The 16000-nt window shown below is 39.1% G+C and carries 15 protein-coding genes; 3 read left to right on the top strand and 12 right to left on the bottom strand.

What is annotated here, in order from left to right; translation table 11 throughout:
- Window positions 1-201 precede the first annotated feature (201 nt).
- From I6758_RS05315 to I6758_RS05305, 3 genes are all read right to left on the bottom strand, one after another.
- The gene (locus I6758_RS05315; RefSeq protein WP_231038527.1) at window positions 202-705 is read right to left on the bottom strand and encodes a DUF4446 family protein; all 504 of its coding nucleotides are present in this window, start codon (window positions 703-705) and stop codon (window positions 202-204) included.
- Window positions 706-853: 148 nt separating this feature from the next.
- Window positions 854-1756, bottom strand: coding sequence for a ParB/RepB/Spo0J family partition protein (locus I6758_RS05310; RefSeq protein ID WP_231038526.1), 903 nt, complete (start codon window positions 1754-1756; stop codon window positions 854-856).
- Window positions 1749-2507, bottom strand: a complete 759-nt coding sequence (locus tag I6758_RS05305) for a ParA family protein (protein ID WP_196604161.1) — start codon at window positions 2505-2507, stop codon at window positions 1749-1751. Before I6758_RS05305 ends, I6758_RS05310 begins: the two co-directional genes overlap by 8 nt.
- A gap of 438 nt (window positions 2508-2945) precedes the next feature.
- Between I6758_RS05305 and I6758_RS05300 the strand changes: the two genes are divergently transcribed.
- A complete protein-coding gene (locus I6758_RS05300) occupies window positions 2946-3611 on the top strand; it encodes a vitamin B12 dependent-methionine synthase activation domain-containing protein (protein ID WP_196604160.1) in 666 nt (221 codons plus the stop codon).
- A gap of 59 nt (window positions 3612-3670) precedes the next feature.
- Window positions 3671-6073 (top strand): homocysteine S-methyltransferase family protein, encoded by a 2403-nt coding sequence (locus I6758_RS05295; protein ID WP_196604159.1) that lies wholly within the window; start codon window positions 3671-3673, stop codon window positions 6071-6073.
- A gap of 103 nt (window positions 6074-6176) precedes the next feature.
- Here the strand turns inward: I6758_RS05295 and I6758_RS05290 are convergent, their stop codons facing one another.
- Window positions 6177-7139, bottom strand: a complete 963-nt coding sequence (locus I6758_RS05290; protein WP_196604158.1) for an ATP-dependent 6-phosphofructokinase — start codon at window positions 7137-7139, stop codon at window positions 6177-6179.
- 243 nt (window positions 7140-7382) lie between these two features.
- Between I6758_RS05290 and I6758_RS05285 the strand changes: the two genes are divergently transcribed.
- Window positions 7383-8555: a phosphoribosylaminoimidazolecarboxamide formyltransferase gene (locus I6758_RS05285; RefSeq protein ID WP_196604157.1), complete on the top strand. Its 1173-nt coding sequence runs from the start codon at window positions 7383-7385 to the stop codon at window positions 8553-8555.
- A gap of 374 nt (window positions 8556-8929) precedes the next feature.
- Here I6758_RS05285 and I6758_RS05280 read toward each other — a convergent pair whose 3' ends face one another.
- The 8 genes from I6758_RS05280 to rnpA form a co-directional block, all read right to left on the bottom strand.
- A complete protein-coding gene (locus I6758_RS05280; RefSeq protein ID WP_196604156.1) occupies window positions 8930-9619 on the bottom strand; it encodes a hypothetical protein in 690 nt (229 codons plus the stop codon).
- Window positions 9620-9723: 104 nt separating this feature from the next.
- Window positions 9724-10440: a 16S rRNA (guanine(527)-N(7))-methyltransferase RsmG gene (gene rsmG / locus I6758_RS05275; RefSeq protein ID WP_196604155.1), complete on the bottom strand. Its 717-nt coding sequence runs from the start codon at window positions 10438-10440 to the stop codon at window positions 9724-9726.
- Window positions 10440-12314, bottom strand: a complete 1875-nt coding sequence (gene mnmG / locus I6758_RS05270) for a tRNA uridine-5-carboxymethylaminomethyl(34) synthesis enzyme MnmG (RefSeq protein ID WP_196604154.1) — start codon at window positions 12312-12314, stop codon at window positions 10440-10442. Before mnmG ends, rsmG begins: the two co-directional genes overlap by 1 nt.
- Before the next feature lie 64 nt (window positions 12315-12378).
- On the bottom strand, window positions 12379-13776 hold the full coding sequence (gene mnmE / locus I6758_RS05265) for a tRNA uridine-5-carboxymethylaminomethyl(34) synthesis GTPase MnmE (protein WP_231038525.1): 1398 nt from the start codon (window positions 13774-13776) through the stop codon (window positions 12379-12381).
- A gap of 260 nt (window positions 13777-14036) precedes the next feature.
- Window positions 14037-14675: an RNA-binding cell elongation regulator Jag/EloR gene (jag, locus tag I6758_RS05260; protein ID WP_196604153.1), complete on the bottom strand. Its 639-nt coding sequence runs from the start codon at window positions 14673-14675 to the stop codon at window positions 14037-14039.
- An 18-nt stretch (window positions 14676-14693) separates the two neighbouring features.
- Window positions 14694-15359, bottom strand: a complete 666-nt coding sequence (locus tag I6758_RS05255; RefSeq protein WP_196604152.1) for a YidC/Oxa1 family membrane protein insertase — start codon at window positions 15357-15359, stop codon at window positions 14694-14696.
- Window positions 15360-15385: 26 nt separating this feature from the next.
- Window positions 15386-15595, bottom strand: a complete 210-nt coding sequence (gene yidD, locus I6758_RS05250; protein WP_231038553.1) for a membrane protein insertion efficiency factor YidD — start codon at window positions 15593-15595, stop codon at window positions 15386-15388.
- A 5-nt stretch (window positions 15596-15600) separates the two neighbouring features.
- A complete protein-coding gene (gene rnpA, locus I6758_RS05245; protein ID WP_196604150.1) occupies window positions 15601-15957 on the bottom strand; it encodes a ribonuclease P protein component in 357 nt (118 codons plus the stop codon).
- Window positions 15958-16000: the final 43 nt, after the last annotated feature.

Below are 16000 nucleotides of genomic sequence, written 5' to 3'. Positions count from 1 at the left end.
TTCCATGGATAACAGCTTTATATTTAGACATTTTCTAATAGGCTCATCACTGAAATATATTTTTTTCTCTGCTGTTGCACATTGGCAAATCATCACTGCTAAACTATGCATCAATGCCAATCAATTCAATTGGTTTTATGAATATTTTTATAAAAAAACCTAAAACTGCTGTAAATCAGTTTTAGGTTTACCTTAGTTAAATTATGATTGCGAAATTGCCTTATTCAGAGCTTCATTTTCTTCATCGGAAAGCTTATATGAAGAATGACCCTTATCTACAGGTTTCATATATGTGGTCGAACTATTGCGGCTAAATATACCGGACAGTATAATTCCCGAATTTTTCCTGTCCAAAAGGGCGACTGCATAACTCAAATCGCCACCGACATCCTCGAAGGCAGCAAACCGTACCACTCCGACTTTTTGGATCACATTCTGCAAAATATCACGAATTTTTTTATTTTCCATCTCTATTTCGGTATTTTGCTGCATTACCTTTTCCACTTTTGAAATATGTTCCAACAGCATATTTTCTAAATCTTTTGAATCGACACCCTGCATCATCTCTTTATAGCGTTTTTTCATATTTCCCAGCTTTACCATCAAAATTACTGTGATTATATAAGCTATCAAAAGTAATACCGCCATCGCAGCTATTATATACAATACTGTTTCATTCATCATTCCTATAGAACCATTTGTCATGTTCTACTAATCTCCTTTATCTAAAAATAGGCTTATTTTTTACGGAATTAAAAAAACACCTCTATTGGCTGCCCATAACCAATTACTCAAAATTTTTCAACCGTGAGTACAAGTTATTATACCACAAAAATAATTTTCTTATCAAAACTTATATGAAAAATTCATGCTCTGCTATTTCCTTTTTCTCATCTTTCTTCATCACAGCATCAATTATTCTGTCCAAATCCTCAGCAGAGCCGAATTCTATTTCAATTTTGTTTTTTCTGGTACCTGTCTTAATATTTACTTTCGTTCCCAGGAGGAGTGCCAATTTTTCTTCTATATCTGCTATAAAAACATCATCAGCAAAATGTTTTTTCCTTTTTCCATCTATATCGGTTTGTTTTTGCAATATCTTTTTTACCACATCTTCAGCTTCTCTTGCTGATAATTCATTGGCCAATATATACACAGCTGTCTTCTCCTGAAGCTTTTCATCTTTTATCGCCAACAGAGGTTTAGCTTGTCCCATATTAAGATTTCCTTCCATTATGAGGAGTTGTATAGGTTTGGCTAAATGCAGGAGCCGTAAAAAATTTGCCACGTGGCTGCGGCTTTTCCCTATATATTGTGAAAGCTCATTCTGCGTGATTCCTGTTTCTGAAAGAAGCCGTGAATAGGCTGAAGCCTCCTCCATAGCATTTAGATCTTCTCTCTGCAAATTTTCAATAAGCGCAATTTGGGCTACTTCCCTATCCGAATAATCACGTATTATCGCCGGTATTACATCAAGTTTTATTTTTTTACATGCACGCCATCTCCTTTCTCCACTTATCAATTGATATCCTTCCGAAATTTTTCTCAGCAAAACAGGCTGCAATATACCACATTTTTCAATTGACTGTGCCAATTCTGTAATGGATTTCTCGTCGAAATTCGAGCGTGGTTGAAAAGGATTTGTTCTTATATCATTTGTATTGATCTGTTCTATTTTTTCTTTACTGTCAATTTCAATATTATTCAACAAAGCTCCCAGACCCCGTCCCAAGCCAGTATGTGTATTTTTAGGCATGAGACATCACCTCGTCCGCCAATGCCGCGTATGCGGCAGCGCCTCTTGATGAAGGATCATATTCATTTATCGGGCATCCGTATGATGGAGCCTCGCTCAATCGCACATTGCGGGGAATTATCGTTTTATATAATTTTTCAGGAAAATGTCTGTTCACTTCCTCTGCCACTTGCGCTGATAGCTTCGTTCTGCTGTCATACATTGTCAGTACAACTCCTTCCAAAAACAATTTTTCATTTAGATTTTCTTTTACCAAATTTATAGTATTCAAAATTTGTGTCATCCCTTCCAACGCATAATACTCACACTGCAATGGCAAAATTACTGAATCAGCAGCAGTCAGCGCATTTATAGTCAGCAATCCCAAGGAGGGCGGACAATCGATTACGACATAATCATACTCTGCTTTTACTTTATCCAATGCTTTTTTTAACTTTGTTTCACGTGAAAACATCGCCACAAGTTCCACTTCTGCACCAGCCAAATCTATAGTTGCAGGTAAAATATCTATTCCGCTCTTCGTTTTTCGCAGAATTTCTTTTATTTTTTCTTCTCTGAGCAATAAATCATACAGTGACTTCTCTATCTGTCCTTTTTCAATACCGCAGCCACTTGTAGCATTTCCCTGCGGATCAGCATCTATCAGCATTACCTTTTTATCTGCCTTAACAAAAGCTGCACTTAAGTTAATTGCAGTGGTAGTTTTTCCTACGCCGCCTTTTTGATTTGCTATAGCAATTATCTTTGTCATCTGATCTCCCCTTATTGATCTGCGTGTCAATTAAATGACCCTCTGCAGAAAACTCTCTTGTCCATTAATACATTCATTTTATCATCAATATTCATTTTTTCCATTTTCAGCCGCATATTCACAAAACATTTTTTACTAAGGCATATACTATATCCAGCTAAAAATTTTCTATATTACCACAGATAATTGTTTTATGATAGAATATATTATACTTCTTTCCTACAGAAAATAATTTTTAACAGCAATATAAACCGCATTGATATTTACCGCAATTATCTTCATTCACTGTATAAATATTATTCAGCAGAAAATCATCAATTGTGCTTTTCACCTTTCAGATTTATTCGCTGCTATCCATTTTTTAACCTGCCAGCCGGAAATATTTCTGAATTCTACATACTATTTTTACTATTTTATTTCATAAGGTGGTCTGCTCCCATGCCGATATATAATCCTCCTTTAAGAACTGTTGATATAAAGGAAACACGACGCTATGCCGGTCTTTCTGCCGCTGATTTCAGTGAACAAGCTATTATCGCTGCCTGCAACGAAATGGTATATCTTGCAGAACCGCGAGGAAGCTGGGAAATGTATAACTATGACAACATCAAAGGTATCGTTTCCGCTTCTGTTCCGTTTAGACTGCAGGGCAGTAAAATTCTTAAGCATCTGAGCCATTCTGAAAAAGTGATATTACTTTCTGTGACAGCAGGCAGTAATATTGAAACTGCCATTGAAAAAAATTTCCATGAGGGAAGCTACACACACGGGCTGCTGCTTGATGCAGCAGCCACAGCTGCAGTTGAACAAGTAGCTGACGGTCTTGAAAAAAACATTGATATTTCGATCAAGCCGCTTGGCTATAAACGTATTTGGCGATTCAGCCCAGGATATGGCGATTGGGATATAAGCTGTCAGCCGCATATGCTTCGTCTGACTAACGCGTCTGCCATAGGAATAGAATATACTTCATCCATGATGCTGACTCCCAGAAAATCTGTTACTGCTATCATCGGACTTGTGCCTGAGACAGATCCCTTCACTCCGCAAAGACCTTCCTGTGCTACATGCCCGCAAAAAAATTGTTCTTCCCGTATACAATAACAAAGATTCAATAAACTTACTGCATGTTTCACGTGCAACATTAAAAGGAGTTAATATCTATGCTTAATATATTTGACGGAGCCATGGGCACTATTTTGCAGTCAGCCGGTATTTTAAAAACAGGAGCATGTCCTGAAATACTTAATCTCAATAATACTGCTGCTATTATCGATGTCCATAAACAGTATATTTCCGCTGGATCGACCATTATTGAAACCAACACTTTTGGTGCCAGCTCCTTGAAACTTTCACATTATAATTTAGCTGACAAGGTACGTGAAATAAATATTGCTGGTGTAAAAAATGCAAAAGCGGCTGCACAAGGCCGCTGCAAAGTTGCCGGCTCAATGGGCCCTATCGGCAGATTTATCGACCCACTTGGTGATATCAGCTTTGATGAAGTATATAAAGCATATTTTGAACAGGCACACGCATTGATAGAAGGCGGTGCGGATTATCTATTAATCGAAACATGTATAGATCTGCAGGAAATGAGAGCAGCTCTCTTAGCCGTCAAAGATGCCTCTCCTGCAATTCCCGTCATCTGCCAAATGTCATATTCTGAAGATGCCAGAACCGTTACCGGAACCGATCCGCAGACTGCAGCGATCACACTTGAAGCAATGGGAGCTGATATTATCGGAGCCAACTGCTCCACCGGGCCTGAGGAATTACTTCCCATAGTAAAAATACTCGCCGACAATTGCAGGTGTCCTATCAGTGTTCAGCCTAACGCCGGCATGCCTCACTTGATAGGCGGACAAACTGTATTTCCGATGACTCCCGATGATATGGGCAGCTGGGCGCCAAAACTGGTAGAAGCAGGTGCCTCTTTTGTCGGCGGCTGCTGTGGGACAACCCCCGCACATATAGCCGCAATAAAAAATGCTATTGCGGATCAGTCTGATCCTATACGCAAGTCACCGCTAAAAAGGCTTGCTCTGACCAGCCGCACCAAGACTATTTTTATTGGTGCAGATCTTCCGACAAAACTCATTGGTGAACGAATAAATCCGACCGGCCGTAAAAAGCTTGCTGCTGAGATAAAAACAGGGTCCTTCATATCTGTAAAAAAAGAAGCTGTAGAGCAGACAAATGCCGGTGCTGACATTCTTGATGTCAATATGGGCGTGGGTGGCATTGATCAATCCATTGCCATGGAAAAAGCAATAAAAGAAATATCTCAGATAGTACCTACTCCCCTGTCGATAGATACCAGCGATCCAAAAGCTCTGGAAGCAGGATTAAAAGCCTATCCCGGACGTGCACTCATAAATTCAGTTTCTGCAGAACCTGATCGTTTAAAATATTTTCTGCCGCTGGCAAAAAGATATGGTGCTGCGGTCCTATGCCTTCCCTTATCCGATAAGGGACTGCCCAAAACGGGAAATGAACGCATCGCTATTCTGAAAAAAATAATTACGGCTGCCAAAAAATTCGGACTGCATGACAATGATTTTATTCTCGATTGTCTGGTAATGACTATTGCCGCAGATAAAACTGCCGCTGTTGAAGTATTAACAGCCTTATCTCTGTACCGCAGCGAGTTTGGCTACCCTTCGACAATGGGTTTATCAAATATATCTTTTGGACTTCCCAACAGACCTCTTATAAATAGTACTTTTTTTGCCATGTGCCTGGCAGTCGGTCTTGATGCTCCCATAATAAATCCTTATGATCATTTAATGAAAAACACATTACTGGCTGCTTCTGCTTTAAATGGAAAAGACTCAAACGGCCAAAAATACAGTTTATATGCATCAGATCAAGCTGTCGACAAGCCTGCCTCAATAATTGAAATAACAGATGAAAATATTATTGAGGCAATTAAACAGTCTATCATAACCGGAGAAAAGGAAAATATTGCCGGACTGGTGGAAAGAGCTTTAAAAAATGGACATTCATCAAATGAAATAACGGAAAATGCTCTTACAGCCGCAATGAATATTGTTGGTAAAAATTTTGGCGCCAAAAAAATTTTTTTACCGCAGGTCATGCTTTCTGCTGAAGCTATGCGAGAAGCGTTCTTAAAAATAAAAGAGATCCTGCCGGCCCAGCTGGCAAAAAGCAAGGGAACCGTTGTTATTGCTACCGTAAAGGGTGACATACACGATCTTGGAAAAAATATAGTTTCCGCACTTTTGGAAAATAACGGTTTTAAGCTTATAGATTTGGGCAAAGATGTTGATAATGAAAAGATTGTCCGAGCTGCCATCGAAAATGATGCTGACATAGTTGGTCTCTGCTCACTAATGACCACGACTATGACTCAAATTGACGCCGTCATAGCCTCTCTGAAAGAAGCAGGATCAACTGCTCAGGTAATAGTAGGCGGTGCCGTACTCACACAGGAATATGCCGACAGTGCCGGAGCCGATGCATATGCCGCGGATGGTGTTGTCGCCGTGGAAATAGCAAAAAATCTCACAAATAAGAGAAAAAATGATTCTTTCCCACAGTAAATATTTTTTAATAATATGGCTGCACAAAAATAAGGACCAAAATAAAATGGTCCTTATTTTTATGCTCTATAAATTTAAGCTCCGGCTGCCGCATGAAGACTTATTAGGTCAAAATTCTGGCAATACGCGCATATTCTCTGTCAAGCTCCTTCGTATTGGCAACAGCATCTTTCAAATCTATAGTAACAATATCATTTCTGTCATAACCTATTACCATATCATAAAGACCCGATAATAATGCCAATGCTGCTTTTTCACCCAGACGGCTTGCCTTCACTCTATCCTCCACAGTAGGAGAACCACCGCGCAGAATAAGATCCAACACAGAAATACGCGTATCCAAATGCGTTTTCTCGGCAATCTCCCTGCCTATTTTCATAATATCTCCGCAGCCATCGGCAACTACTATAAGGCTGTATGTTTTTTCTAAAGTATGCCGTTTTTTAAGTGCTTTTACTAATCCATCCATATCAATGCTGTATTCGGGAACTAAAATATATTCTGCCCCACTGGCTATTCCCGATACCATCGGCAGCCACCCGCATTTTTTCCCCGATACTTCTACTACAATAACGCGGCGATGGGAAAGTGCCGTATCGCGCAGTTTATTAAGCGCCTCAACCACCGTATTAGCTGCAGTATCGCAGCCTATAGTATAGTCAGTCCCCCAAATATCATTTTCTATTGTAGCGGGAATTCCCACTATCGGAAAAGCAAACTCTTCACTGAAAACTTTAGCACCTTTCATCGTACCATCTCCGCCGATAACGATCATCCCGTCGATTTTATGCTTCCTCAAATTTTCAAAGGCTCTTTTTCTTCCCGCGGTCGTTTCAAATTCAGGACAAAAACTTGTTCCCAAAAAAGTTCCCCCACGTTGAATAGTGTCACTGACCGATATCGATTTTAATAGGTTCATCTCATCATGTACCAACCCATAAAATCCATCATTAACTCCCCAGACAGTTTTTTTCTCAAACAATACCGCCCTCGTTACAGCTCTTATAGCAGCGTTCATGCCCGGACTATCGGTCCCACTAGTTAAAACGGCAATACTTTTTATCATTATATAAAACCCCCTCCCAAATCAGTCTATTATCTTCATCAACATTATACATATAAAAAATCTAAACGTCTATCGCTTATTAAGCTGTCAAATTTTCTAAAAAAGTGCTTTCCTGTATACCGTCTATTCTGTCTTGACAAAATATCACGTAAAATGATAAAGTGAGCTCATAAACAGATACTTTCTGTCTTTTTAACATCTTATCGATATGCATATATATCTGAAACCCAAAGGAGTATTGATATGAACTCAATAGAACTAAAATATGGCTGCAATCCGAACCAAAAACCCGCAAAAGTTTTCATAAACGAAGGCAATCTCCCTTTTACTGTATTAAACGGCCGCCCTGGTTATATCAATCTGCTTGATGCTTTTAACAGCTGGCAGCTCGTACAAGAGCTGCACGAAGCCACAAATCTTCCCTCAGCTGCTTCTTTTAAACATGTAAGTCCTGCCGGTGCCGCTGTCGGACTTCCTCTTTCAGCTTTGCTGAAAAAAATTTATTTTGTAGAAGATATTGAACTTACACCTCTTGCCGAAGCCTATATTCGCGCACGCGGCGCCGACCGTATGTCCTCCTACGGAGATTTTGCCGCTTTATCCGATGAATGCGATGCCGCTACGGCATCTTTCCTGACCCGTGAAGTTTCTGACGGTATAATAGCGCCTTCTTATTCAGCGGAAGCTCTTTCCATATTGAAGAAAAAAAGAAAAGGTAATTATCTTATAATTCAAATGGACAAAAGTTATCATGCACCGGCATCTGAAATAAAAGAAGTTTTTGGTATCACTTTTGAACAGAAACGAAATGATTTAAAAATTACTGACGATCTTTTTTCAAGTATTCCTACGGTCTGCAGAGATTTACCTCCCGATGCAAAAAGAGACCTTATTGTTGCTTTAATAACATTGAAATATACCCAGTCAAATTCCGTCTGTTATGCCAAGGACGGACAAGCCATAGGTATAGGCGCCGGACAACAGTCACGTGTTCATTGTACTCGTCTTGCCGGGAATAAAGCTGATTTCTGGCATTTACGCCAGCATCCCAAAGTTCTTTCTCTGCCATTTAAAGAAAATATTCGCCGCCCTGACAGAGATAATGCCATAGACGTATATATTTCGGATGAATATATGGATTTATTTACAGATAACAACTGGAAAAATGTTTTCACAGAAAAGCCTCCAGTTCTTAGCAGAGAAGAAAAACATGAATGGCTTTCTGCCATAACTGGTACTGCCCTCGCTTCTGATGCCTTTTTCCCATTTGGTGACAATATAGAACGTGCCCATAAAAGCGGTGTAAAATATATAGCACAAAGCGGCGGCTCCATTCGTGATGACAATGTCATTGAAACATGTGATAAATACTCAATAACTATGGCTATGACCGGTATTCGTCTCTTTCATCACTAATTTATTACTATGCAGCCATAATAGCAGATGCAAAAAAAAGAAGAATTATCCACAATTTTTAAAAATAATTTGTGGATAATTCTTCTTTTTCATTTTTCATATTAAATAAATGCCTATATATAAATCACATGGAAGCCTGATATATAAGGAAATTCGTGTTTCCAAAAAATAATTATAATTTTGCCGGCTCATAAATCCTCCTGTGGATAACTTTATTAGTTACCTACAGATTATCAACAGTTTTTTTCATTTATTCAACGGTTATCCACAAATTTTGAACATTTCCCTGTGGATATTGTGGATAACCGAATAATAAATTTCAGTTTCCTAAAGTCTTCGAACAGACACAATCCAGCTAAATACTGCCCAAATCATCACAAACCTATATTAAGCACTCTATCTAAAAAGTCTCTGGCCTGTATGTCCATACTGTTGCTCTGTGTATCAATTTTCACAAGACTTTCCTTTGTATTCACGACTGCGTTGAATATGGTTTCTTCAATGCTTCCGGGAATAATATCTTCCCAATTCTTAACAGAATACACATTCTGCGTCACATTATTAGATGGCTGCCCTACGACTTCAAGTTCACACAGGAATTGCATCTGCCGCAATTGAGGGCGTATATAATAATGATCCAGCAAATATGACTGATCAGCAGAAATATTTGAATATTTATCAGCCGGTGCACTTGCCTTGTTGGCATCAACCAATTGTATCCATACATCCATTATTTTTCTGCTGCTGTTCGGCTCAAAGATCCAGCGGGCTGATTTACGGTCAAGGTAATAAAAAAATCTGCTGTCTTTTGCTATCAGCACAAATCTTTTTTTATCGGCCTCATCCGCTTTATTCATTTTTTTAAATATATTTTCGTCTTTATCCTTTTTTGCTGCCGATCCCTTATTATCCTCAGCAGCAGTCTGTCCCACATCCTGATTTTTCACCGTTTCCGCATTTACTACCGGCTCAGAATCTATCGCGGCAGATGGAAGAGCTGCCAAAGCTGCCCTTGAGTCCAATAGAAAACTTATACACAGGACCAGTAAAATATATCTGCGCATATATCCCCCACCCTTCATATATAGTTATGATGATCATTACCATAATACTTTTTCAAAATATAGCCTCCGCTATATTATTAGCTGCCGCTCAGTAAATTCCTCTATTACAAATGTTTTCTTTCCGGACTACCCGATTTACGGGGATATACATCGGGGGTTTTATCCGTCTTGAGCACATAAACAACAGCCCGAACATCATCGAGACCCGGTAATTTGACAGGTTTTACTTCTGCCAGAGAGCCTCCTAATATTTTTATTGCATTTTCTGCCTCGCAAATTTCCTCTTTATACTGTTTTCCCTTAAGCGCTGTAAAATAACCATCTCTTTTTACAAGTGGCAGAGTATATTCACATAAAACAGGCATTCTTGCTACCGCACGGGAAAAAACTATATCAAAACTTTCTCTGTAATTTTTTTTGCGGCCTATTTCCTCAGCCCGCCCATGAACAAATTCTATATCTGATATATGAAGTTTATCGGCCACATCCTGAAGAAATTTTATACGTTTGGCAAGTGAATCCAGCAATGTTAAACGTAGCGCAGGATACATTATTTTCAAAGGTATACCGGGAAAGCCTGCACCTGTACCGACATCAATAATCCTTGCCGAAGGATCAAAAAAATTCTCATTCCAACCACTTAATGAATCAATGATATGTTTGACAGCCACTTCATCAGGATCAGTTATCGCAGTCAAATTGATTTTATTATTCCACTCAACAAGCAGTTTATAATATATATTGAATTTTTCACACTGCACTTCACTGAGCTGTATTCCATACTCTTTTGTTCGTCGCTGCAGACAATCATAAAAATCCATTAATCATTCCTCCGGCTATATTGTTCCAAATAAATCAAAAGTATAGATATATCCGCCGGAGAAACACCGGATATTCGCCCTGCCTGGCCAAGTGATAAGGGTTTTATTTTATTCAGCTTTTCAACAGCTTCTTCGCGCAAATTAGCGATTTTCATATAATCTATATCCGGTGGTATTTTTTTGTTTTCCAATTTTTCCATCCGGCTTACCTGTTCCTCCTGCTTGCTGATATATCCTTCATAAACCGCATCTGTTTCTATCTGCTTTATGACTTCATCATTTATATGAGGAAGATTAAATACCTCTTCCAATTCTTTATATCCTATATTTTTCCTTTTTAACATATCATATAAATTAATGCTTGCCCTGATTTCTTCCATATCATTTTTTCTGAGCAAATCATTTATTTCCCGGCTGGGATTGATCTTTTTCCCCTGCATTAAAATCTTTATTTCATTTATTTTATCCTTTTTTGCCAGGTATCTGCTGTATCGCTCGTCATTCACCAATCCTACTTGTCTGCCTTTTTCAGTCAAACGCATATCTGCATTATCCTGCCGTAGAAGCAAACGATATTCCGCACGTGAAGTCATCATACGGTATGGCTCCTGTGTACCCTTTGTTACTAAATCATCTATCAGCACTCCTATATAAGCTTCTGACCGCTTGAGTATGAGAGACTCTCTTCCCCTTATCTTCATGGCTGCATTGATACCGGCAATAAGACCTTGTGCCGCAGCCTCTTCATAGCCGGATGTCCCGTTAGCCTGCCCAGCAGAAAAAAATCCTTCTATATATTTATGCTCAAGCGATGGTTTCAGCTGTAAAGGATCCAAACAATCATATTCGATAGCATATCCCGGACGCATTATTTTTACGTTCTCCATCCCCGGTATAGTTTTTAAAAATTCAAATTGAATATCAACGGGCATACTTGTAGACATGCCCTGTACATACATTTCATTGGTATGCAGCCCCTCCGGCTCTATAAACAATTGGTGCTTATCTTTATCAGGAAAACGTATTATTTTTGTTTCTATGGAAGGACAATATCGCGGACCTACGCCCTCGATAATACCGTTTGCCATAGGCGCTCTATCTATGTTATCTCTGAGAATTTTATGTGTTTTTTCATTTGTATAAGTAAGCCAACAGGGAACTTGTTCACGTGTATGCTCATTGCTCAGGAAAGAGAAGTTGTGTACTTCACTATCACCGGGTTGAATCTGCATTTTAGAAAAATCCAGTGTTCTCTTGTCTACGCGCGCAGGGGTACCCGTCTTGAATCGCATAAGTTTTACTCCGATTTTCTGTAGGGACTGTGACAATGCCACCGCTGCTCTCTGCCCAATAGGACCGCCTTCATATGTTTTTTCACCTATTATTACTCTTCCGCGAAGATATGTACCAGAAGCCAGAACAATACATTGGCATGTGTATATCTCTCCTGTTTCTATCTGCACTCCAGCAATTTTTTCATTTTCTACCAGTATTTTTTCCACCAGCAATTGCTTTATATCAAGATTATCCTGATTTTCACATGTTTCTTTCATGGAAAACTGGTATGTTTTCTTATCCGCTTGAGCTCTCAAAGCCTGCACAGCTGGTCCCTTACTGGTATTGAGCATACGGAACTGTATGCATGTTTTATCGGCGTTCACCCCCATCTCACCGCCAAGCGCATCCAGTTCACGCACCAAATGCCCCTTGGCCGGTCCTCCCACTGACGGATTACACGGCATCATGGCTATATTATCCATATTCAACGTGGTGAGCAGCGTCCTGCATCCAATACGTGCCGCGGCGAGGCCGGCCTCCACTCCGGCATGGCCGGCCCCAACAACAATGACATCATAATCTCCAGCAATAAACACTTTATTTCCCCCAGTTAATGTCTAAACTTACAGTATTTCTTCCAAGCAGCAGTATTTTTATCTATTATTTCCCTATGCAGAACCGGCTGAAAATCTCATCAATTATATCTTCGCTGGCAGTGTCTCCTATAATATCCCCCAGCCTTTCCCATGCTGAACGCAAGTCTATAACCACAAGATCCTCCGGTATATCATTATCAAGGCTCTTTATGGCATCACTCAAATGTCGTTCCGCTTTTTTAAGTGCTTCACTTTGACGGACATTATTTACCAATTCACCCTCATTATAGACCACATTTCCGGCATAGACCTTCTTTTTAATAACTTCCGTCAATTCCTTTATCCCATTATCACTGACAGCAGATATATGCGCTATTTCACTGCCGGAGCATTGTTTTCTTATCCAGCGTTCGTCCAACGATTGTTCTAAATCATTTTTATTTATAACTATTACAACATTTTTTTCTTCTATCAATTTTATTATTTTTCTATCATCGTCCTCTATCGGTCTCGTTCCGTCAAACAAAGCCAAAATAAGATCAGCTTTTTCTATATAAGACCGAGCCCTGTCCACACCAATCTTTTCCACTTTATCTTCAGTATGCCGTATACCGGCTGTGTCTATAATTTTTAAAGGGATGCCTTCCATATCAGCATATTCTTCTATGCTGTCCCGTGTCGTTCCCGGAACATCTGTGACGATTGCCCTTTCAGAATGCAAAAGCCTATTAAGAAGGCTTGATTTACCTACGTTTGGTTTTCCTACTATAGCCGTAACCAATCCCTCGCTTAAAATACGTCCAGTATTGGCGCTGGCAAGCATTACATTGATCTTATCTTTAAGCTCTCCTATTTTTTCCATAACCTGTATATTATCTATTTCATCCACTTCCTCCTCAGGGAAGTCTATTGTTGCCTCATAATGAGCAATCATTTCCAATAAGGGGTCCCTTATCTGCCGTATATGTGAGGAAAAACAGCCTGATAAATGACCTGATGCCACTTTCAGCGATGCGTCTGTCTTGGCCTTTATTATATCCATAACAGCCTGCGCTTGTGCCAAATCTATTCTTCCATTCAAAAAGGCTCTTTTTGTAAATTCGCCTGGCGCTGCCAGTCTTATCTCTCCTATTTCTATTAAGAGGGATAATATTCTGCGCAGAGGCAGCATCCCGCCATGGCACTGTATCTCTACTATGTCCTCTTTTGTATAGGAATGAGGCCCTCTCATAATAATACATATTGCCTCATCTATTATATCTTTTGTTTTCGGATCTATTATTTTCCCGTATACAGCACGATGTGAATGTCTATCTGCCAATGCTCTCTTATTAATAGCCGCAAAAATCCTATCGACTGTTTCAATTGAATTTATTCCACTGACACGAATTATACCAATACCGCCTTCGCCTAATGGTGTCGCTATCGCGGCGATTGTATCATTTATATCCTTAGCTATCAATTTTTTCCTCCATCATATAATAAGCTCGGCCCTTTTTATATCAGCCAATGTTTCCTTAATATTATAACAGATAATTAAAAAAGCCGCCCCTCATTTCAGACAGCTTTTAAATGAAAATTATAAATTAATACTATTAAAAACACCTATATAAGCCTTCCTGAAATATAACCAATAAAAAAATAAAACAGACCACCCCCTGAATATCATTCAAAGGCTGGTCAGCAAAATATAAACATGACTATGCACACTGCATTAAAAATCTATCTGTTTTTCTTTATGTCTACTATTATCCTGCGATGCGGTTCTTCTCCATCACTGTAAGTTATAATATCAGCTTCATCCTGCAATGCCATATGAATTATCTTGCGTTCGTGCCTGTTCATCGGCTCTAATGTCATTTTTCTTCTTGAATTTCTTACTTTATCGGCAATTCTCCATGCCAAATGTTTTAGCGTATCCTCTCTGCGGTTCCTGTAATCTTCCACGTCCAGAATAATATGTTCTCTGTTGCTATCGGCCCCTTTATTTGCGGCCATGTTTGTAAGATATTGCAACGCATCAAGTGTTTGACCATGCTTGCCTATCATTATCCCCATATCCTGATTGCTGCTCATTTCAAACAGACATCCGAATTCAGTTTCTTTCCTGCTTATACTAACATCCATTTGCATAGCTGCGAATACATCTTTTAAAAAAGTCTGCGCTTTTTCTGAGGGAAGCAATTCCTTCACACTTGCGCGTATTTTAGCACCTTTATTGCCAATAAGACCTAGGAAACCCTTTGACGGTTCTTCCAGTATTTCAAACAGAACACGACTCTCAGGCATTTCCAGCTGCCTGAGAGCATTTCTCTTTGCTTCCTCTATATCCCGCCCTAATACTTCAATAACTTTCGCCATATTCTCAAGAAGCCCCCCTTACTTAGTTGGCTGTCCTTCATTACGGTACATCCACCACTGCTGCAATACCTGCATAATGTTCATCACTACCCAGTATAAAACCAGACCAGCCGCAAATTTAATACTTATCCATCCTATGAATATAGGCATGGCAATCATCATCACTTTCATCTGCGCTGCCTGAGCAGATGATCTGGATGTTTGCCACTGAGTGATAAGCGTGGTCAATGCCGATAAAACAGGCAGTATATATAAAGGATCCGGTAATGCAAGATTCGGTACCCACAAAAATGCCGGATTATTATCAAAATGAACACTTTGCAAAGCATAAAACATTGCCATTAATATTGGCATCTGTGCTAAAAGCGGTAGACATCCTGCCAACGGATTAACTCCCGCTTCCTTATAAATCTGCCCCATCTTCTGTTGAAGTTCCTGAGGTTTTCCCTTATACTTTTCTTGTAATGCCTTTATCTTAGGCTGTAAATCCTGCATAGCCTTCATTGACTTTACCTGCTTTACCGTAATAGGATATAGCAGCATTTTAATAACGATTGTCATTAATATTATAGCCAGACCATAATTATCCAGCCCTATAACCTGTGTCAGGGAATAAAAAAAACCCAGCACAGTTTCTAATATCTGTACTATCGGGTGAAATAGCGAATCAAAAAATCCACTCAATTCATCACATCCTAATCAATTATTTATTATTTAACGGGATCATAGCCGCCTTCATGAAATGGATGACAACGCAGTATACGCTTTATTGCCATAAGGCCGCCCTTTTTCACCCCATATTTTTCAATCGCAGTAACAGCATATTCGGAACAAGTAGGAATATATCTGCAAGAAGGTGCTTTCAAAGGAGAAATATAATTGCGATAAAAGTATATCATGCCGATAATTAATTTCTTCATCATTTTTATAGCACATCTTTCCAAATCTTTGCTCTTTTACATAAACGACAAAAAGACTTTTCTATAACAGTGTAATCTGTATTGACTGATGCCATGCGTCCGACCAGTAAAATACAACAATTTATACTAATATTTTTTTTATTTTTGCGATAAATTTCCCGTAAAACTCTTTTGATACGATTTCTGACAACGGCATTACCCAGTTTTTTACCAGCAGCAAAGCCTATTTTATGATTAAATTTACTATTATCTGCAATATGCATCACTATATATCTATCAGAAAAAGTTTTTGCCCTTTGATATATATATTGAAATTCCTCATTATATTGCATTACTATTTTTTTTGATAATTTCTGATTCATACAACTCCATATTAATGGGGGTTGACATTCCCCGCGGCTTTTG

This window comes from Pectinatus haikarae (assembly GCF_015732185.1).
Lineage (GTDB): Bacteria > Bacillota > Negativicutes > Selenomonadales > Selenomonadaceae > Pectinatus > Pectinatus haikarae.
Note: the sequence above shows the minus strand (reverse complement) of the source record. Positions and strands in the feature narration are given on the sequence as shown.